Source organism: Cupriavidus sp. MPR-AND1C, from assembly GCF_058809705.1.
The window spans coordinates 1-17,873 of the sequence record NZ_JBXASU010000124.1; the positions used below are offsets into that span (position 1 = coordinate 1).

The 17,873-nt window shown below is 67.0% G+C and carries 16 protein-coding genes; 6 read left to right on the plus strand and 10 right to left on the minus strand.

Annotation, left to right across the window (positions count from 1 at the left end; genetic code table 11):
- Positions 1-650: TetR/AcrR family transcriptional regulator (locus AC1RWI_RS34945; protein WP_492368678.1), on the plus strand; the 650-nt coding region annotated here is incomplete at its 5' end.
- Between the two features lie 80 nt (positions 651-730).
- On the opposite strand, the gene AC1RWI_RS34950 is transcribed toward AC1RWI_RS34945, so the two are convergent.
- A complete protein-coding gene (locus AC1RWI_RS34950) occupies positions 731-1,171 on the minus strand; it encodes a hypothetical protein (RefSeq protein WP_492870592.1) in 441 nt (146 codons plus the stop codon).
- Positions 1,172-1,306: 135 nt separating this feature from the next.
- On the opposite strand from AC1RWI_RS34950, the gene AC1RWI_RS34955 reads away from it, so the two are divergent.
- Together AC1RWI_RS34955 and AC1RWI_RS34960 are read left to right on the plus strand one after the other, a co-directional pair.
- Complete coding sequence (locus AC1RWI_RS34955) at positions 1,307-1,657, plus strand: MerR family transcriptional regulator (RefSeq protein WP_043356412.1); 351 nt, start codon at positions 1,307-1,309, stop codon at positions 1,655-1,657.
- A 234-nt stretch (positions 1,658-1,891) separates the two neighbouring features.
- Entirely contained in the window at positions 1,892-2,923 is a 1,032-nt protein-coding gene (locus AC1RWI_RS34960; RefSeq protein WP_043356409.1) for a patatin-like phospholipase family protein, read from the plus strand.
- Here AC1RWI_RS34960 and AC1RWI_RS34965 read toward each other — a convergent pair.
- The 3 genes from AC1RWI_RS34965 to AC1RWI_RS34975 form a co-directional block, all read right to left on the minus strand.
- Positions 2,904-3,551 (minus strand): HD domain-containing protein, encoded by a 648-nt coding sequence (locus tag AC1RWI_RS34965; protein ID WP_492870593.1) that lies wholly within the window; start codon positions 3,549-3,551, stop codon positions 2,904-2,906. The two genes, AC1RWI_RS34960 and AC1RWI_RS34965, sit on opposite strands and share 20 nt — an antisense overlap.
- Positions 3,548-7,012: an adenylate/guanylate cyclase domain-containing protein gene (locus AC1RWI_RS34970; RefSeq protein ID WP_492870594.1), complete on the minus strand. Its 3,465-nt coding sequence runs from the start codon at positions 7,010-7,012 to the stop codon at positions 3,548-3,550. Before AC1RWI_RS34970 ends, AC1RWI_RS34965 begins: the two co-directional genes overlap by 4 nt.
- A gap of 77 nt (positions 7,013-7,089) precedes the next feature.
- Positions 7,090-7,998 (minus strand): LysR family transcriptional regulator, encoded by a 909-nt coding sequence (locus AC1RWI_RS34975; protein ID WP_492870595.1) that lies wholly within the window; start codon positions 7,996-7,998, stop codon positions 7,090-7,092.
- Between the two features lie 164 nt (positions 7,999-8,162).
- Here AC1RWI_RS34975 and AC1RWI_RS34980 point away from each other — a divergent pair, with 164 nt between their 5' ends.
- The 3 genes from AC1RWI_RS34980 to AC1RWI_RS34990 all read left to right on the plus strand — a co-directional run bounded on the left by AC1RWI_RS34980 (position 8,163) and on the right by AC1RWI_RS34990 (position 10,354).
- On the plus strand, positions 8,163-9,356 hold the full coding sequence (locus tag AC1RWI_RS34980) for an MFS transporter (protein WP_492870596.1): 1,194 nt from the start codon (positions 8,163-8,165) through the stop codon (positions 9,354-9,356).
- An 82-nt stretch (positions 9,357-9,438) separates the two neighbouring features.
- Positions 9,439-9,993 carry a cysteine hydrolase family protein gene (locus AC1RWI_RS34985; protein ID WP_043356401.1) on the plus strand — a complete coding sequence of 185 codons (555 nt, stop codon included), beginning with the start codon at positions 9,439-9,441 and terminating at the stop codon, positions 9,991-9,993.
- A 55-nt stretch (positions 9,994-10,048) separates the two neighbouring features.
- Complete coding sequence (locus tag AC1RWI_RS34990; protein WP_043356399.1) at positions 10,049-10,354, plus strand: NIPSNAP family protein; 306 nt, start codon at positions 10,049-10,051, stop codon at positions 10,352-10,354.
- 86 nt (positions 10,355-10,440) lie between these two features.
- Here AC1RWI_RS34990 and pdxR read toward each other — a convergent pair whose 3' ends face one another.
- The 6 genes from pdxR to AC1RWI_RS35020 form a co-directional block, all read right to left on the minus strand.
- Positions 10,441-11,955 (minus strand): MocR-like pyridoxine biosynthesis transcription factor PdxR, encoded by a 1,515-nt coding sequence (pdxR, locus tag AC1RWI_RS34995; protein WP_492870597.1) that lies wholly within the window; start codon positions 11,953-11,955, stop codon positions 10,441-10,443.
- A gap of 136 nt (positions 11,956-12,091) precedes the next feature.
- Complete coding sequence (gene sorB, locus AC1RWI_RS35000) at positions 12,092-12,751, minus strand: SorB family sulfite dehydrogenase c-type cytochrome subunit (protein WP_492870598.1); 660 nt, start codon at positions 12,749-12,751, stop codon at positions 12,092-12,094.
- 11 nt (positions 12,752-12,762) lie between these two features.
- Positions 12,763-14,019: a SorA family sulfite dehydrogenase catalytic subunit gene (gene sorA / locus AC1RWI_RS35005; protein WP_492870599.1), complete on the minus strand. Its 1,257-nt coding sequence runs from the start codon at positions 14,017-14,019 to the stop codon at positions 12,763-12,765.
- Positions 14,020-14,136: 117 nt separating this feature from the next.
- Positions 14,137-15,576: an NAD(P)/FAD-dependent oxidoreductase gene (locus AC1RWI_RS35010; RefSeq protein ID WP_043356390.1), complete on the minus strand. Its 1,440-nt coding sequence runs from the start codon at positions 15,574-15,576 to the stop codon at positions 14,137-14,139.
- A gap of 37 nt (positions 15,577-15,613) precedes the next feature.
- Positions 15,614-16,024: a nuclear transport factor 2 family protein gene (locus AC1RWI_RS35015; RefSeq protein ID WP_043356388.1), complete on the minus strand. Its 411-nt coding sequence runs from the start codon at positions 16,022-16,024 to the stop codon at positions 15,614-15,616.
- Between the two features lie 288 nt (positions 16,025-16,312).
- Entirely contained in the window at positions 16,313-17,737 is a 1,425-nt protein-coding gene (locus AC1RWI_RS35020) for an amino acid permease (protein ID WP_492870600.1), read from the minus strand.
- Positions 17,738-17,873 lie beyond the last annotated feature (136 nt).

Below are 17,873 nucleotides of genomic sequence, written 5' to 3' on the forward strand. Positions count from 1 at the left end.
CCCCAACGCCCCGCAGCACCTACCGGCATGGCGACCTGCGCCGCGCGTTGCTCGACGCCGGCATCGAACTGGCGCGCGATGGCGGCCCGGATGCCGTCGTGCTGCGCGAGGCCACCCGGCGCGCCGGGGTCGTGCCCAACGCCGCCTACCGGCACTTCGCCAGCCGCCAGGACCTGTTGCAAGCGGTGCGCGCCGCAGCGCTTGCGGCGCTGGCGCAAGCCATCGAGGCGGAGCTTGCCGCGCTGGACGAGAGCGCGCCGCCAGCGGACTTTGCCCGCGCCAGCCTGCGCGCGGTCGGCGCCGGCTACATGCAGTTCGCGCTCGCCGAGCCCGGCCTGTTTCGCACGGCATTCTCGGTGCCGGACGAACTGGAAGGCGTGCCGGTTCCCGGCAAGGCGGGCGACAGCGGCCTTGACCCCTACCAACTGCTCGGCGCGGCGCTGGACCGGATGATGGCGGCCGGCGTGCTGTCCACTGCGCACCGTCCCGGCGCCGAATACCTTGCGTGGTCCGCCGTGCATGGCTTGTCGATGCTGGTCATCGACGGGCCGCTGCGCATGGTGGCGACGTCGCCAGGGCAGGCGCACCAGATCGGGCAGCGGTTGCTGGATATGGTGGAGAAGGGGCTGCAGGCGGCCGATGTGCGGTGACCGGTAACGCGCCGGGCCAGACAGTGTCCTGAATCACAAACTCGTTGGGTAAGTCGTCCGAGAAGACGCACGATCCGTGGTTACGAATGCTCGCCGGGCACCAGCCTTGCCGCGGCGGCTCGCACCGGGACTTTGCCGGCCCAGGGCGCCAGCTGCGCCACGCCCCAGAAGACCTCGAAAGCCAGGAAAGGCAGGATGACCAGGCTCGCGCCATGCGCCAGCGCATAGGCCTGCCAGCAGGCGAACAGCACGCGCGCCGCAGCGTCGAACAAGCCGTGCGACACGCGCGGGCCCAGGATGCGCAGCAGCGACCAGACCACCACGACAGAGCCAAGCAGGTTGGCAAACAGGACATGGGTGGGATCGAACCCTGGCAGCGCGCCGGCACCGACGATGCTGGCGGCCTGGCACAGGGCGGCGTGCAGCCACTGGAACGTCCAGGGTGTGGCGAAGGGGGCGGTGACGACCAGGTCGTACCAGGCGCTGGCGCGGACGAGCTGGAGATAGCGGTGCGATGTCATGGCGAGTTCCCTGCATGAGGAAGTGGAAGTCTGGCCACTCTAAAGCGTGGAGTAGACTCCAAGGTCAACCCCTGGCCAGGGCAGCAGGCAACAGGCCGCCGGGAAACCCATCGATGGAAATGGCAGGGAGCAGGCATGCGTATCGGAGAACTGGCGGCCAAGGCGGGCTTGTCGAAGGACACTGTCCGTTTTTACGAGAAGATCGGCCTCGTCGAAGGCCGTCGCCTGGGCAACGGCTATCGGGATTTCCCACCTGAGGCGATTGCCTGGCTCCAGTATGTGCGCACGGCCCAGGCCCTCGGTTTTTCGCTGGCGCAGGTGGCACGGCACGGCGCCGAACTTCGCAATGCGCCCGACCCGGCGCACGCGCTTTCCGCCTTGCTGCAGGAGAAACTCGAAGTGGTGGATGTCCGGCTGGCGGAATTGACGGCGTTGCGTGCCGAGATTGCCTCGCGCATTGGCGCAGCGTGTCCGTTGCGGACCTGAAAGCGGCGCGAAGGCGGCATATCCGGCGCGGCAGTCCCCTCCCGCCTCCAAGAACCAAGAAGCCCTGACAAAATGCGCATCAAGGTGTTAACTTCAAATATCTTTTGTTAGCCTTTGCGCGGCTTCGCGCGCGCAGAGGGCGTGGCCAAACCAATACTTGACTTGACAACGGAGCGTGGGCGCTCATCCAGCCACCGCTATTGCCGGCTTGTCAGGGATGGAAGGGGGCATCGCATGCGTCCTGAAAACGGGGAGCGGAAGGCTGTGGCCCTTGCGTTGCAGGGCGGCGGCATGCACGGCGCGTTTACATGGGGGGTCCTGGACCGGCTGCTCGAGGACGGGCGGCTCGGCATCGAGGGCGTCAGCGCGACGAGCGCGGGGGCCATGAATGCCGCCGTGCTGGCTTATGGGCTGTTGCAAGGCGGGAGCGACGGCGCGCGCCAGGCGCTGCACGACTTCTGGCTCGCTATCGCCCAATCGGCTGAAAGATACAGTCCATTGCGCTGGGTGCCGTGGATCAAGGGGAACCATACCCTGGGCCTGGACCATTCTCCGCTGTATGCGATGGCCGACATCGTTCTTCGTCTCCTGTCGCCATACCAGTTCAATCCCAACAACATGAATCCGCTGCGGGATGTGTTGGCCAGGCAGGTGGATTTCGAGGCGTTACGCCAGCGCTGCCCCATTCACCTTTACCTGTGCGCGACCAATATCGAGACCGGAAGGATACGCATCTTTTCAGGCGAGGACCTGTGCATCGACGCGGTACTGGCGTCAGCCTGTGTGCCAACACTGTTCCAGGCAGTGGCCATCGATGGCCAGCACTATTGGGACGGCGGCTATGTTGGCAACCCGGCAATTTTTCCGCTGATTTATCACTGCAATACCCACGATGTCGTGATTGTGCACATCAACCCGATCGTGCGCCGCGGTGTGCCGACCACGGCCGCTGACATCCTCAATCGCGTCAGCGAAGTCAGCTTTAACTCATCCCTCATCCGAGAGATGCGCGCCATCGCATTCGTGACTTCGCTGATCCAGCAAGGCAAGATCGACCGGAGTGAAATGAAGGAGATGATGATCCACTCGATCCGCTCCGATGAGACGATGGCCGCGCTGGGCGTGTCGAGCAAGTACAACGCCGACTGGGCCTTCCTTTGTTCGCTGCGTGACAAGGGAAGGACTGAGGCCGGGGCATGGCTGGAGGAACACTACGAACACATTGGCCAGCGTTCGACCATTGATATCAGAGGGGAATTTCTTTGAGGCAAGACGCGGCCCCAGATGGCGCCGGCCGCGCAAGCCGCCACGCCAGGTTCAGGCGTGCGCGAGCTTCATAGCGGGCATGGAACAGATCGGTCTGATAGATGCGAGGCAGATCAAGCAGGGCGCCCAGGAAAGCCCGCTCGGCGCAATCATAGGCAAGCTCATCCAGGTCAGGACGCTCAGCCCGCAAGTGCGCGCCGTTCTGGCGAAAGCGCGCGCGGGCGCAACCCAGCACCGCAAGGTCGATGTCGGCGGTGAATTGGCCGGCCGGATTCTCGGCAGTGCCGCCATGCGCGGTGCACAGGATCATCCCGGCGATGCGTTCGGTTGCGGCAATCCGGCCTTTGGCCCAGTATCGGAGCCACTCGGCACTGCGTTGCTCATTGTCTTGCGCGCCGGGAACATAGATGACGTCATGGCACCAGAGCGCCAGCTCGACGGCGTCAGTATCGGGAATCGCGCTGCGCGCCCAGTCCAGGTCACGCAGGCAGCGGCGAACATGGTGGAGCGTGTGATAGTGCCGTGCCGGCTCGCCATAGCAGCGGGCAAGATCCGCATAGGCCTCGACAGCCTGCGTGCCGCCGGAACGCGCCCACAGCGCCAGGAAGCGGGTTTGCATCCGGGTCATTCGGGAGAAGGCACCGGGGTCGTGCCAATTTGCCGCGTCAGATCATCCAGCAGGGTTTGGGCCTGTTGCCAGTCCGCGGTATCGGCGCCCTCGCTGACGCTGCCATGGATCGCCGCCAGCGCATCGCGCGCCGCGATCAGCTTTCCTTGTTGGCGCCACAGGCCGGCCAGGCTCAGCGCGCCCTGCAGTTCCAGTGACCTGGCACCCTGGTCGCGGGCGACCGCGATCGCTTTCTGGAAGCACGCTTGGGCTTCATCGCTGCCGGTGGGCGGGAAGGGCGCCTGGCTTGACTGCCGGAGTATCAGTTCTCCCTTGAGGCGATACAGCGTCGCTTCGTCAAGCCGCTCTCCCGTCGCCTCCGCCAAGGCTTGCGCCTCGGCCAGCGCGTCCAGCCCGGCCTGGATTTGCCCCGCCTCTCCGTAGGCGTGCGCGAGCAGGGCCAGGAGATTTGGCTGTCCCAGCGCTGCGCCGGTCTCGTGATAGGCGGCAATGCCCCGCTGGATCTGGGCTATCCCCTGCGCATGATTGCCCTGTTCGGCCAGCGCCCAGCCCAGCAGGACGGTTCCCCACGCCAGATAGATCGGGAAGCCCTGCTCGCCCGAGACCGAGATGGCGGCCTCGGCATACTCGCGGGTCAGTTGCACCTCCCTGCGGCACAGGTGCACTTCAGCCGCAAAGACAAGGCAAAGTGCGAGGTTAAAGGCGTCCGGACGTGTCCTGGCCATCGCCAAGGCCTCGTGGCTGCGCGTGCGGGCCTGATCCGGCATGCCGAGGTACCACAGGATCCAGCCTAATGTGCTGGTGGCATGGACGGCCGGATCCCGTCCGTATCCCATGAGAAAGTCATACACCGGCGGGTCCGGGCGTTGCAATGCCAGCACTTGCTCTACATGCTTGCGGGCCATGTCCAGCTTGCCAAGGCGGAAAACCGTGGCGCCGATCGCGCGATGCGCCTCGGCAAGTTGTTTGGGCTTCTGCGTTTCCAGGGCAAGGCCGAGCAGCCGTTCCCCAAGGGGGTATGCGATCTCGTACTGCGCACGCAGTTGATAGAACGCCCACAGTCCGAGCTGAGCCGAGAAGGCGTATGGTGTTTGCTTCTGCTGTTCGCACAAGGCCAGCGCGCGCTTGTAGTTTGCCTCCACATCCGGGGAGGCCTGACCGCGAGAGGCCATCAGGGCCGGGCCGAGGGTGAGGCGCAGCGTGAGTTCCTGGCGTGTGCGCTCGGGGTTGTCCGGCATCCGCTTGAGCAGCTCGATGGCGGTGCTCAGATGCCGGATCGCTTCAGCCTGGGCCGAACGCTGCAGGGCCTGCTGGCCGGCACAGTGGAGGTATGCGACCGCCTTCGGGATATTGCCGCTATGGCTGTAGTGGTGCGCAAGATCGCTGCAGTAGTCTTTCAGCCGGCCATGGAAGAGGGCCTCGATGGCCTGGGCCGTGCTCTCATGCAGCGCGCCGCGCCGCTCGGTAAGCAGCGAATTGCCGGCAACCTCCTGCGTCAGGGCGTGCTTGAAGGCGTACTCGACTTCGGGGAAGGCGGGCCGCTCGTAAATGAAATCCGCCGCCTGCAGGTCAGCCAGTAGCGGGCGCAGCTTGTCTTCGGCCAGGCTGGTGACATGCAGGATGAGACTCAATGGAAACTCCTTGCCGATCACGGCCAGGGTCTGCAGCAGTTCCTTCTGGGCAAGCGGGAGCCGGTCGATACGGGCCGCGAGCACGCCTTGGACGGTGGTGGGGATGTGCAGCAAGGCGGGCGCCTTCTCGATGCGGTAGCAGCCGGGCTGGCCGAGCAAGGCGGTCTCCTCGACCAGGGTCTGGACCACTTCCTCCATGAAAAACGGATTGCCTTCGGTCTTGTCCAGGATGAGTCGCTTCAGAGGCACCAGGCTGCGATCGTCGCCGAGCAGCGCGGTGAGCAGTCCCTGGGCTTCGTCCGGGCCCAATGGCTGCAGGCTCAGCTGGGTGTAGTTGTCCTTGGGGCCCCAGTCATGGGAATACTCCGGGCGGTAATTGACAAGCAGGATGATCCTGGCCCCCGGCACATGGTCGACAAGCAGATTGAGGAAGGCCTCGGTTTCGCTGTCCAGCCATTGCAGATCCTCGAAGATGACCTCGAGCGGCTGGTTCTGGCTCTCGCGCACCAGCAGGCAAGCAATCGCTTCGAAGGTGCGCTGACGTCGGATCGACGCATCCATGGTCGGCAGTGCCGAGCCGGGTTCGATGTTCCCGAGCAGATAGAGCAAGTAGGGCAGGTGACGTTCCAGGGAACGCTCCAGCGTGAGCAGCCTGCCGGTCACCTTCTCGCGGCAGCTTCGGTCGCTGTCCTGCGCGGTGATCTGAAAGTAGTTTTTCAACAGCTCGATCAACGGTAAATAGGCGAAGGCCTTGCCGTGCGAAACCGAGAAGGTTTCCAGCGCCAGGCAGCCTGCCTGCGATCTCGCCTTGAACTCGTGGAACAGCCGGGATTTTCCGACCCCGGCCTCGCCAACCACGGCAACGACCTGCCCTTGGCCCGCCTCGGCCAGCGCCAGCGCGGCGTGCAACCGTTCCAGTTCGGCCTGGCGGCCCACGAACCTGGCCAGGCCGCGGTGCGCCGCGACTTGCAGGCGCGTGCGCATTGCCCCGAGGCCCATCACCTCATAGACCGCCAGCGCGTCCCGGACGCCTTTGACATGTGTGGTGCCCAGGGCCTTGAACTCGAAATACCCCTGCGTGAGCTTATGGGTGGATTCGCTCACGAGAATGGACGCCGGTGTAGCGATACCTTCCATGCGCGAGGCGATGTGGATCGTGTGCCCGACCGGATCGTAGTCCGTGTGCAAGTCATCCTTGCGAATCGAGCGCACCACGACCTCGCCCGTGTGGATGCCGATCCGGATCTGAAGCGGTATGCCTTGCTCCAGGCGGAGCCGGTCACTGTGCCGTCGCATCGCTTCCTGCATGCGCAGGGCTGCGTACAGGGCTCGCAGGGCGTGGTCCTCGTGGGCAATGGGCGCGCCGAACAGCGCCAGGATGCCGTCGCCCAGGAACTTGGCCACGTAGCCTTCGTAGTGGTGCACTGCCTCCATCATCAGCGTCACGACGGGGTCGATGAGGCGGCGCGTTTCCTCCGGGTCCAGGTCCTGGGTCAAGGCCGTCGAGCCCGCCATATCGGCGAACAGAGCCGTGATGGTCTTGCGCTCGCCTGCCGTCCCGCCCCGGGCCTCCATTGCCGCCTGCTCGGCCAGGATGCGCTCGGCCAGGTGGGGTGGCGTGTAGTGGACAGGGGCCGCGACCGACGGCCTGGAAGGCACGGGCGATCCTGACGGGGAATCAAGGAGCGCAACGCCGCAGGCGCGGCAGAACCTGGCAATGGAGGTGGCCTCCTCGCCGCACTGCGGGCAAATGCGCGCAAGCCGCGCCCCGCACGCCTCGCAGAAGTTGGCGCCTGCGAGGTTCGCGTAGCCGCAATTCGTGCAGCGCATATCGCCTCCTGACCGCCTTTGCCCACCCTGAATGATTAGACGCGCGATCGGCTCTTGTAGCAAGCCAGGCGGCGTCCCTAGGTCCCCATCTCCACCCGCTGCGCCAGGAAATCCAGCAGCGCCCGCACCCGCGCCGGCAAGTGGCGGCCCTGGCCCAGGTACACCGCATGCACTGCCTCCAGGTCGCCGGGGTTGAACGCTTCGAGCAGCGGCACCAGCCGCCCGGCGGCGATGTCCTCGCGGACCTGGAACACGGCCATCCTTGCCAGCCCCAGCCCGCCGACCACGATCCGCCGCAGCGCGTCGCCATTGCTGGTCATGGCATTGCCCAGCGGCGCCACCATGGTGGCTTGCCTGCCTTCGAGCATCGGCCAGCCTTCGATCGCACGCGCGTAGCCTAGCTTCAGGCAGTTGTGCCCGGCCAGGTCGGCGGGCACGCGGGGCGTGCCGCAACGCGCCAGGTAGGCGGGTGCGCCCACCACCATCATGCGGGTCTCGCCCAGCTTGCGGGCCACCAGCCGCGAGCTCTTCAGCTCGCCGGCGCGGATCGCCACGTCGGTGCGCTCCTCCATCAGGTCGATGACCTGGTCGGTCAGCACGATATCGAGCTGGATGTCCGGATACAGCGCCAGGAACTCCGGCACCAGCGGCAGCAGGAAGTGGTCGCCAAACGGCACGTTGGCATTGATGCGCACGCGGCCGTGGGGCGCGGCGCTGGCGGCGGCGCCACGCTCGGCATCGTCCAGGTCGGCCAGCACGCGCACGGCGCGTTCGTAGAAGGCACTGCCTTCCGCCGTGAGCTCGATGCGGCGCGTGGAGCGGTTGACCAGCCGCGCGCCAAGCCGGGCCTCCAGCCGCGCCACCAGCTTGCTCACGGCCGACGGCGTCATGCGCAAGGCGCGCGCGGCGGCGGAGAAACCACCCAGCTCCACCACCCGCACGAACACTTCCATCTCGCCGGAGCGGTTGACTTCGAGCCTGGACATCGTGAATTCAATTCATAAATGTTGTTCGTGTAGGCAGTCTACCGCATCAATCTGCCCGTCCCCATACTTCGCTGCGTGCTGCTCCGGCTTCTCGGGTTTCCCGGGCTTCCTGGACTTCCCGGGTTGCATGTAACCCGTATCGCATACCGCTTCATGGACTTCCTATGCCACTCGCTCTCTATGCCTTGACCGCCGGCGCCTTCGGCATCGGCGTCACAGAATTCATCATCATGGGCCTGCTGCTGGAGGTCGGGGCCGACCTCGGCGTCTCGATCGCGGCGGCGGGCTTGCTGATTTCCGGCTATGCGCTCGGCGTGGTGGCCGGCGCACCGGTCATGACCGTGCTGACCGCCCGCTGGCCGCGCAAGACGGCGCTGCTGGGGCTGATGGTGATCTTCACCATCGGCAACGCGGCCTGCGCGCTGGCGCCGAACTACGCGCTGCTGATGGCCGCGCGGGTGCTCACCGCGCTGGCGCATGGCACGTTCTTTGGCGTGGGCTCGGTGGTTGCCACCGGGCTGGTGGCGCCGCACAAGCGCGCCTCGGCCATTGCCGTGATGTTCACCGGGCTGACGGTGGCGAGTGTGCTCGGCGTGCCCTTCGGCACCTGGCTCGGCCAGGCCTACGGCTGGCGCGCGAGCTTCTGGGCGGTGGCCGCCGTTGGCTTGCTGGCGGTGCTGGTGATCGCCCTGGCCGTGCCGGGCGAGCGCGCGGCACCGCCAGCGCCCGACCTGCGCCGCGACTTGCGTGCGCTCATGCGCCGGCCGGTACTGCTGGGGCTGCTGACCACGGTGCTGGGCTATGCCGGCGTGTTTGCGGTGTTCACGTATATCGCGCCGATCCTGACGCAGATCACCGGCTTTGCCGACAGCGCCGTCTCGCCCATCCTGCTGGTCTTCGGCGTGGGCCTGGTGGCCGGCAACCTGCTTGGCGGCAAGCTGGCGGACCGCCATCTGCAGGCCACCGTGCTTGGCAGCATGCTGGCGCTGGCCGTGGCGCTCGGGCTGATGAGTTTTGTCCTGCACAGCAAGGTGCTGTCCGTGATCTTCATCGGCCTGCTGGGCGTGGCCGCCTTCGCAACCGTGGCGCCGCTGCAGATGTGGGTGCTGGAGCGTGCCAGCGGTGCAGGGCAGAGCCTGGCGTCGAGCTTCAATATCGCAGCCTTCAACCTGGGCAATGCCATTGGGGCGTGGCTGGGCGGGGTGGTCATCACGCGCGGGCCGGGGCTTGGCGCCGTGACCTGGGTGGCGGCACTGGTGCCGGTCGCGGCGGTGGCCGTGGCGCTGCTGGCCATCCGGCTTGATCGTGGGATGCCGGCGGATGGTGGCGTCAACCTGGCCTCGCCGCCGTTGCATTGATTCCGGCGCATTGCGTTGCGGTCGCGCGGAGGGTCGCTTATGCTGGCGGCTATCCTGCCACGGGCCGCCGGCCATTCATTCGATGCAAACCGCTCTGATCGTGATTGACGTACAACGTGGCCTGTTCGACGACGCGCCACGGCCGGGCGATGCCGATGCCGTGCTCGGCCGCATCAACGGCCTCGCGGCACGGGCGCGGGCAGCCGGCGTGCCGGTGGTGTTCGTGCAGCACGAGCAGGCTGGCAGCGCGCTGTCGTTCGGCTCGCCTGGCTGGGAGTTGGAGCGCACGCTGGTCGCCGCGCCCGACGACCACCGCGTGCGCAAGACCACGCCCGACTCCTTCCTGCATACCGAGCTCGCCGCGCTGCTGGACCGCCTGCGGGCGAAGCACCTGGTCATCTGCGGCTATGCCACCGAGTTCTGCGTGGACACCACCGTGCGCCGCGCCGCCGGGCTTGGCTACTCGATCACGCTCGCCGCCGACGCGCACACCACGCACGACAAGCCGCACGCCAGCGCCGAACTGATCCGGCGCCACCACAACGCCACGCTGCCGGCCATCACCAGCTTCGGCCGCCCGATCCGGGCGCTGGCGTCGGAAGTCATCGGGTTTGGCGGCGGCGCGGCGGGCGGCTAGGGCAGGAGAAGGCCGCATCGTCAAAGCAAAATCAACCCAGGACAACCTCCCCACCATGATCACCTGCTACCTGCGCTATATCGTCGACCCCAACAAGCTCAAGGAATTCGAGCACTACGGCAAGCTGTGGATTCCGCTGGTCGAGAAATTCGGCGGCCAGCACCATGGTTACTTCCTGCCGTCGGAAGGCGCCAACAACGTGGCGCTGGCCTTGTTCTCCTTCCCCAGCCTTGCGCTGTACGAGGTGTATCGCAACCAGTCCTTCGACGATCCGGAGTGCCAGGCGGCGTTCCGCTATGCGCAGGAAACGCAATGCATCGTCAGCTACGAGCGTAGTTTCTTCCGGCCGGTGTTCGAGTAGGGCGAGTAGGGCGAGTAGGGCGGAGCAAACCAACGCATTGCGTGCGCCGTCGCGCTGTGCGGCTTCACCGCACCGTCACCGGCCCGTCACCGCACCATCGCCTGCCCGATCAACTGCCCCAGCAGCTTCACCCCTTCCTCGATCCGCTCTTCCGCAATGGCCGTATAGCCCATGCGAAAGTGCGGCGACGGCGCATCGGTAGAAAAGAACACATCCCCCGGCTCGATGATGACGCCGTGCGTGAGCGCGATCGCGGCCAGCTTGCGGGCGTCGAGCCCGGGCGGGCCTTCCACCCAGAACGATGACGCGCCGGGCGAGTTGCGCGCGCGCGCCTGCGGCAGGTGGCGCGCCAGCATGTCGCGCAGGATCTCGGCGCGGCGCTGGAAGATGGGCGCCACGCGCCGCAGCAGCGCGTCGTGGTGGCCCAGCGAGATGAACAGCGCCGTGGCGCGCTGGTTGTTGGCGGGCGGATGGCGCAGCATGAAGCGGCGCAGCGCGCGCGCCTGGCGGATCACGGCGGCGGGCGCGACGATGTAGCCGAGGCGGATGCCGGGCACGAAGGATTTGGACAGGCTGCCCACGTAGATCACGCGGCCATCGCGGTCCAGGCTTTTCAGCGCGGGGATGGGCTGGGTCAGCGCCGGGTTCTCGGTGTCGTAGTCGTCCTCGATCAGCACCACGTCGTGGCGGCGGGCTTCGCGCAGCAGCGTCTCGCGGCGTTCCAGCGGCATGGTGACCGTGGTGGGGCACTGGTAGCTGGGCGTGATGAAGGCGTAGTCGCACTGGGCCAGCGCGTCGTCGGGGCACAGGCCGGACTCGTCCACCGCCAGCGGCACCACCTCGCGCGCGCGCATGCCGAAGATGTGGCGCGCATCGTTATAGCCCGGCTCTTCCAGCCCGACCCGCGTGCCTTGCATCAGCAGGTCGGCCAGCAGGTAGAGCGCGTTTTGCGCGCCCATGGTGACCATGATCTCGTCGGGGTTGGCCCACACGCCCCGGCGCGGCAGGATGTGCTTTTGCAACTGCTCGATCAGCAGTGGATCGTCGCGGTCGATCAGGTCCGACGCCCAGCCCCGGATCTCCAGCACGGCCAGCGCCATGCGCGAGCATTCGCGCCAGTCGGCGGTGGGAAACAGCGCGGGGTCGAACTGGCCGTAGATGAAGGGGTAGGGATAGTTTTGCCACTCGCTGGGCTTGACGATCGCACGTTTGCCGGTCATGTCCGGCAGCCGCGCATCCCAGTCCGGGCCGCCTTCGCCAGCGTCCTCGGGGTTGGCCGCGCCCGTGGCCGGGGCCGGCGCTGAGCCGGGCCGGGCGGCGCTGGGCAACTGTTCCACCACGAAGTAGCCACGCCGTGGCCTGGTCTCCAGGAAGCGCTCCTCGACCAGTTGCTGGAAAGCCAGGATCACCGTGTTGCGGGCGATGCCCAGCGTGGCCGCCAGCTCGCGGCTGGACGGCAGGGCGCTGCCTTCCGGCAACTGCCGGGCGAGAATGGCCGACACCAGCTGCTGGCGCAACTGCGCCTGCAGGCTGACGCCGGAATCGGAGGAAAGCTGCAGCAGCCGGTTCCAGAAAGTGTTTGCCTTGCCTACGCTTGCCATGCCGCTCCCGTTGCTGTGGCCGGTGCCGTGGGCGCCGTTGTGGCGGTGCGCCGGGCCGTTGTCGTGTGCGGCAGATTATGGGCGAAGCCGCGCGCCGGGGAAATGCGGGTTGCCCGCAGTCCGGCGCCACGGCTTCTCAGCGGCCGAGGATCCACCCCGCCAGGCTTTGCAGGTCTTCCTTGGTGAGCGCGGCATAGGCTGGCATTGGCACTTGCCCCCACTTGCCCGCGCCGCCCGCGCGGATGTTCTGCGCCACCAGCGCAGCGGCGCCCGGCTGGTTCGCGTACTTTGCCGCGACCTCCTTGAACGCGGGCCCCACCACCTTCTTTTCGACGGCGTGGCAGGCGGTGCAGCCATTGGCCGCGAGCAGGGCCTGGGGATCATGGCTGCCGGCGACCACGGCAGGGGCGGCCGGCGCTGGCGCGCTGCCTTGCGCCGCGCTCGCCGCAGCGTAGGCCGTGCGTTCCGCGCCATAGGTCTTGGTCAGGTAGTCGACCATGGCGGGGATGTCTTCATCCTCGAATGGCGCGCCGAAGGGCTTCTTCATTTTCTTGACCGTCGCCTCCCAGTAGCCGCGCGGCGACGATGGCGGTTGCGTCAGCACGTACTGCGCGGAGTGGCAGGTCATGCAGTTCTGCTGCACCAGGCGATAGCCGGGGAGCTCGCTCGGCGTGTAGCGCGCGGTCTCCGGCGGCAGCGTGATTTCCAGTGCCTGCGCGGCGCTCGTCATGCCGGCAGCGTACAGGGCAAGGGCAACGATCCCGCCGTGGCGGCGCAAGGGCTTGGCGTATTGCATCACGGCCTCCTTCATGCTGCCACCACGCGCGTGGTTTCCACCACGTTGCGCATGTAGCCGGCGGGGTTCCACAGCGCGGTGAGCGGCTGGCTCTGGCCGATGCGGTTGCTGGCGCGCACCTTCAGTTCGTATTCGCCCTTCCTTGGCGGCGTAAACGCCGCCGTCCATTCGCGAAAGGAGTAGCGGCCCAGGTCCTTGCCCAGTTGCGCCGCGCGCCAGGTGCGCCCGCCGTCCGTCGACAGGGCCACCTCGTCAACGCCATGGCCGCCGTCGAAGGCGATGCCACGCAGCACGGTCTGGCGTCCGGCCGGCACCCTGGCGCCATCGGCCACGCTGGTGATGAAAGAGCGCACGTTGAAGCGGTTGATCGGCACGGTGTGCGCGGGGGCCGTGCCGGGCGCCACGCAGGCGCAGGGATTGTCGGGGATGCGATAGGCCGCGTTCATCCAGAACCCGTCGAACGGCTTGTCCAGCACCTGGATATCGGCCAGGTGCTTGACCCAGTAGGTGCCGTAGTAACCCGGCACGATCAGGCGCAGCGGATAGCCGTTGAGCATGGGCAGGTCCGCGCCGTTCATGGCCCAGGCGAGCATGACCTCGCCGTCGAGCGCGTGGTCGATGGCCAGTGCCTTGACGAAGTCCGGGCCGCCTTGCAGCGGCGGGTGGTCGATGCCGTCAAAGCTCACCTGCATGGCGCCGGCTTGCACGCCGGCCTTGTCCAGCAGCGCTTTCAGGGGCACGCCGGTCCAGCGCGCATTGCCCATGGCGCCGTTGCCGAGTTGCCCGCCGTTGGCGCGCGGCGAGAAAAAGCCCCGGCTGTTGCCCGAGCACTGGTTGACCGCCACCAGGTCCACCGGGGTGGCCAGGCGCTTGATCTCGTCAAGAGAGAGTTCCAGCGGGGCGTTGACCTTGCCGCCTACGCGCAGCCGGTAGGTTTGCGGATCGATGCTGGTGGGGATGCCGCTCCAGTGGTAACGCACGAAGAAGGCATCGTTGGGCGTGATCGGGCCCTCGTTGAACACGCCAAACGGGGTTTCCAGCTGTGGCGGCCGGCTGGTCAGCAGGATCAGCGGGCGCTTCTGGGGGAAGGCCACCAGTTCGCGCTCGCCGTTCTCGAACGGCAACTCGATGCGCGCATCGGCGGTGGTGGCCGCCAGCGCTTGCAGCGCCGGGTGGGTCAGCGCGGCGCCGGCGCCCAGCGCGCCGAGCGAGCGCAGCACGCCGCGGCGGCCTGGCTGTGGGGGTACGGATTGATGGCCTCGGCCCATGCCTGGCTCCTCGTCTTTGGTGGGGATGGCGGTTCTCAGGGGACCGCGCTCTTATTCGGCTTCAACCTTCAACCTTTGACCTTCGAACTTCAACCTTCGAACTTCAACCTTCCAGGTTCAGATCACTTCATCCTTCATGTGATACCAGCGGTACAGGAACCACTGCCCGAAGCGGCGGAACGGCGCGAACGCCTGCGCTTCCACCATCTCGCGCACATTCGGGAACGGCAGCGCCGAGCGGAAGATCGGCAGTTCCGGCCCCGCGCTCTTGCCCGCGATCAGCGCCGCCATGCGCTTGCCCGCCTGCGCGGAATACATCACGCCGTTACCGCCGTAACCCATCGCGTAGTAGATGGTCTGGGCCGGGTCCGGCTGGAAGATGCGCGGCATCATGTCATGGCTCACATCGACCCAGCCCCACCAAGAATAGTCGATCTGGATGCCTTCGAGCGCAGGGAACTTGCGGTGCAGGTCGGCAATGAGCTTGTCCTTGTACTTATGCTGCGGCGCATCGTTGCCGGTGATGGCGCTGCGGCTGCCGATCTGCAGGCGGCCATCCGGCATCAGGCGGTAGTAGTGCCGCAGGATGCGGGTATCGGTGATGACCTGCGTCGTGCGGAAATTGCACGCCTCGCGCTCCGTGGGCGTCAGCACGCGCGTGACGATGGAGTTCGACAGGATCGGGAACAGCCGGTTCTTGAGCTGCGCGTGCAGGCTCGGCGAGGTATAGCCGCCGGTGGCCACGCCCACCGCGCGGGCGCGCACGATGCCGCCAGGCGTCTTGAGGTAATGCACGCCGCCGCGCGTCTCCCAGCTCAGTACCGGGCTGGAGGGATGCACCTTGGCGCCCAGCGCGCGCGCGCGGCGCAGGTAGCCGAAGGCCAGCTTGCCGGCATGGATGCCGATGCCTTCGGGCTCATGCATGGCGCCAGCGGCTTCCTTGTCGTCGACGTACTCGCGCTTGACGGTGTCGGCGTCCAGGATGCGCGCGTCGTACTTGAACACGTCGCGCAGCACCTTGGCTTCCTTTTCCAGCGCGGGCATGACCTTGGCGCGGTGGGCGATGTAGAGGTGGCCACCGGGCTGCGGTTCGCAGTCGATGTCCTTGATCAGCCCCTTGAAGGTCTCCATCCCGTCGCACACTTCTTCATGCAGCCGCAGCGCGGTGTCCAGGCCGTAGCGCTGGATCCACTGCGAGCGCTTGAGCCGGCCCGAGGCGCATTGCGCCTGGCCGCCGTTGCGCGTGCTGCAACCCCAGCTCACGCGGTTGGCCTCCAGCACGGTCGCCTTGATGCCGTGCTCCTGCGCGAGGAAGATCGCGCAGGTCAGCCCGGTGAAGCCGGAGCCGATGATGGCCACGTCCACGTCGATATCGTGGGTGATCGGGCCATCGTCGGGCGGCGGCTCGCCGGCCGTGCCGATCCAGTAGGTGGGAGCGTACTCGCGGCCCTGGCCGGGCGTGGGTGCGACCAGCGGATCGTAGGCCGGGTCGTACGGCTTCGAAGGCGCGGTGGCGTGGCCTTCGGGCAGGATCAGTCTTGCGGCGGTGGCGTCCATGTTTGTCATCCTCAAATGCCCTCTGGCGGGGCTGGAATCAGTTGGCGGCGCCGGAGCTGGCTGCGGCAACGGGCGGGCGATCCTTGCGGTACGCGTTCTTCACCGCGATCTTGCCGTCGCGGAAGGTGAACACATCCACCATGCGCGCCTCGATGCGCGTGCCGTCCGCCTTGGTGCCGCGGAAGGTGGATTCGCTGACGCCGCGCTCGCCGGCGACGAAATGCTCGCCGTCAAGCCACGCCGCGTCGGGGAACGCCTGCCAGGCCAGCTGGAAGCCCTCGCGCACGGCGGCGCGGCCTTCGAAGCTGCGGCCGAACAGCTCGCTGCCGGCCACGGCGTGGAACACGCAGTCCTCGGCCATGAAGCCCATCAGCGCTTCGATGTCGTGGCGGTTCCACGCGTCGCTGAAGGCTTGCAGGGTGGCTGCGGTTACCTGGGGGTTTGCCATTCGAGTCTCCTTGATGTCCTTGATGTTCTTGATGGTGCCGGTGATCCGGGCGCCGGACCTGTGCGGTGTATGACTGCAGCATAGAGAGGTGAAGCGCAATGCTGTAGGGCCAGATCCGATGAATCGTTTGGGCCAGTGCGCCCCCGGAATGCCGCGCATCAGGTACACGGCCGGGCAGGCGCGGGCGGGCCGGCGCGGAGGATGGCCGCGCCGGCCTGCAAGGCGTTGGGAGGCAGGGAGCGCCGCGATGGCACGCATCGCGGCAAGCCGGTTCAGGCGCTGGGCGTGTCAGTCAGCCCGCCGCACCTCGCCCAGCGGCGCGGCGGCGGCGTGCTTTCGGAGCTGCTGGCGCACGGCGTACGCCACCACCAGGATGCCAAGGCTGGCCACGCCGAGCAGCAGCGGGGTGCGCTGGTCGGGGATAAAGGCCATGGCCACCACGATCCCGACCATGCCAGCGATGGCGACCCAGGTCAGGTAGGGGAAGGCCCACATCCGCACCTTGAGCCGGTGCGGCGCCTCGCGCTCCAGGCGGGCGCGCAGGCGCAGCTGCGAGATGGCGATCAGGATGTAGACAAAGATGGCGACGGTGCCATAGGAGTTGACCAGGAAGGCAAAGACCTTGTCCGGCGATACGTAGGACATCACCACCGCGCCGTAGCCGAACAGCGTGGCGAACAGGATGGCCCTGACCGGCACGCCGTTGCGGCTCAGCCTGGCCAGCGCCTTGGGCGCATCGCCGCGCTTGGTCAGCGCGAACAGCATGCGCGACGAGGCGTACAGCCCGGAGTTCAGCGCCGACAGCACGGCGGTGAGCACGACAGCGTTCATGATCTGCGCCGCTGCCGGGATGCGCATGGCATTGAGCGCGCTGACATACGGCGTGGCGATGCCGGCGGAGTTCCACGGCACCAGGCATACCACCAGCAGCACCGAGCCCACATAGAACACCAGCACGCGGGTGATGACCGAGCTGGTGGCCTTGGCCACCGCCTTCTGCGGCTCGGCGGTTTCCGCCGCGGCGATGGTCACGATCTCGGCGCCGAAGTAGAACCCCGTCGCCGCGACCGCGCCTGTCAACACCGGCATGATCCCGTTAGGCGCAAAGCCGCCATGCACGGTGAGGTGCGCCACGCTGGCGGTAGCGCCCGGCCACATGCCGAGCACGAACAGCCCGGCCAGGAACAGGAACACCACGATGGCCGCCACCTTGATCGAGGCGAACCAGAACTCGAACTCGCCAAAGGATTTCACCGAGATCAGGTTGGTGAGCGTGAGCATCACCAGCAGTACCAGGCTGATGCTCCACGCGGGAACGCCCGGGAGCCAGAACTGCACCAGGCTGGCCCCTGCCACGGCCTCCAGCGCGACCACGATCACCCAGAAATACCAGTACATCCAGCCGGTCAGGAACCCGGCCAGCTCGCCCATGGCCGGGCGGTCGCTCCAGGCTTCGCGGGCGTATTCGTAGAAGGAGCCCACGGTGGGCAGCGCGCACGCCATTTCGCCCAGCATGCGCATGACGAGCACCACCAGCAAGCCGGTGATGAGAAAGGAAATGACAGCCGCCGGGCCGGCAGACTTGATGACGACGCCACTGCCGACGAAAAGGCCCGCGCCAATGACGCCGCCCAGCGCGATCATGGTCATGTGGCGCTGTTTCAGCCCGTGCTTCAGGCCGCTGGATTGCTGCTGCTGCTGATGGTGAATCACTTTGCTTGTCTCCTGCTCTGCCCAGGGGTCGCGCGCCACGGCTTATATAGTAGTTCGTAGGTCGGCGAATGGCTCGCCGCCAGGGGCCGTGGCCGCGCTCGATGACACCCGAGCGGGTTGGGGGGGGGGGGGGGGG

What these genes read in the sequence shown, in the direction of transcription:
- AC1RWI_RS34950 (WP_492870592.1), bottom strand. Translation starts at nt 1,171, where the DNA reads ATGACATCGCACCGCTATCTCCAGCTCGTCCGCGCCAGCGCCTGGTAC.
- AC1RWI_RS34955 (WP_043356412.1), top strand. Translation starts at nt 1,307, where the DNA reads ATGCGTATCGGAGAACTGGCGGCCAAGGCGGGCTTGTCGAAGGACACT.
- AC1RWI_RS34960 (WP_043356409.1), top strand. Translation starts at nt 1,892, where the DNA reads ATGCGTCCTGAAAACGGGGAGCGGAAGGCTGTGGCCCTTGCGTTGCAG.
- AC1RWI_RS34965 (WP_492870593.1), bottom strand. Translation starts at nt 3,551, where the DNA reads ATGACCCGGATGCAAACCCGCTTCCTGGCGCTGTGGGCGCGTTCCGGC.
- AC1RWI_RS34970 (WP_492870594.1), bottom strand. Translation starts at nt 7,012, where the DNA reads ATGCGCTGCACGAATTGCGGCTACGCGAACCTCGCAGGCGCCAACTTC.
- AC1RWI_RS34975 (WP_492870595.1), bottom strand. Translation starts at nt 7,998, where the DNA reads ATGTCCAGGCTCGAAGTCAACCGCTCCGGCGAGATGGAAGTGTTCGTG.
- AC1RWI_RS34980 (WP_492870596.1), top strand. Translation starts at nt 8,163, where the DNA reads ATGCCACTCGCTCTCTATGCCTTGACCGCCGGCGCCTTCGGCATCGGC.
- AC1RWI_RS34985 (WP_043356401.1), top strand. Translation starts at nt 9,439, where the DNA reads ATGCAAACCGCTCTGATCGTGATTGACGTACAACGTGGCCTGTTCGAC.
- AC1RWI_RS34990 (WP_043356399.1), top strand. Translation starts at nt 10,049, where the DNA reads ATGATCACCTGCTACCTGCGCTATATCGTCGACCCCAACAAGCTCAAG.
- pdxR (WP_492870597.1), bottom strand. Translation starts at nt 11,955, where the DNA reads ATGGCAAGCGTAGGCAAGGCAAACACTTTCTGGAACCGGCTGCTGCAG.
- sorB (WP_492870598.1), bottom strand. Translation starts at nt 12,751, where the DNA reads ATGCAATACGCCAAGCCCTTGCGCCGCCACGGCGGGATCGTTGCCCTT.
- sorA (WP_492870599.1), bottom strand. Translation starts at nt 14,019, where the DNA reads ATGGGCCGAGGCCATCAATCCGTACCCCCACAGCCAGGCCGCCGCGGC.
- AC1RWI_RS35010 (WP_043356390.1), bottom strand. Translation starts at nt 15,576, where the DNA reads ATGGACGCCACCGCCGCAAGACTGATCCTGCCCGAAGGCCACGCCACC.
- AC1RWI_RS35015 (WP_043356388.1), bottom strand. Translation starts at nt 16,024, where the DNA reads ATGGCAAACCCCCAGGTAACCGCAGCCACCCTGCAAGCCTTCAGCGAC.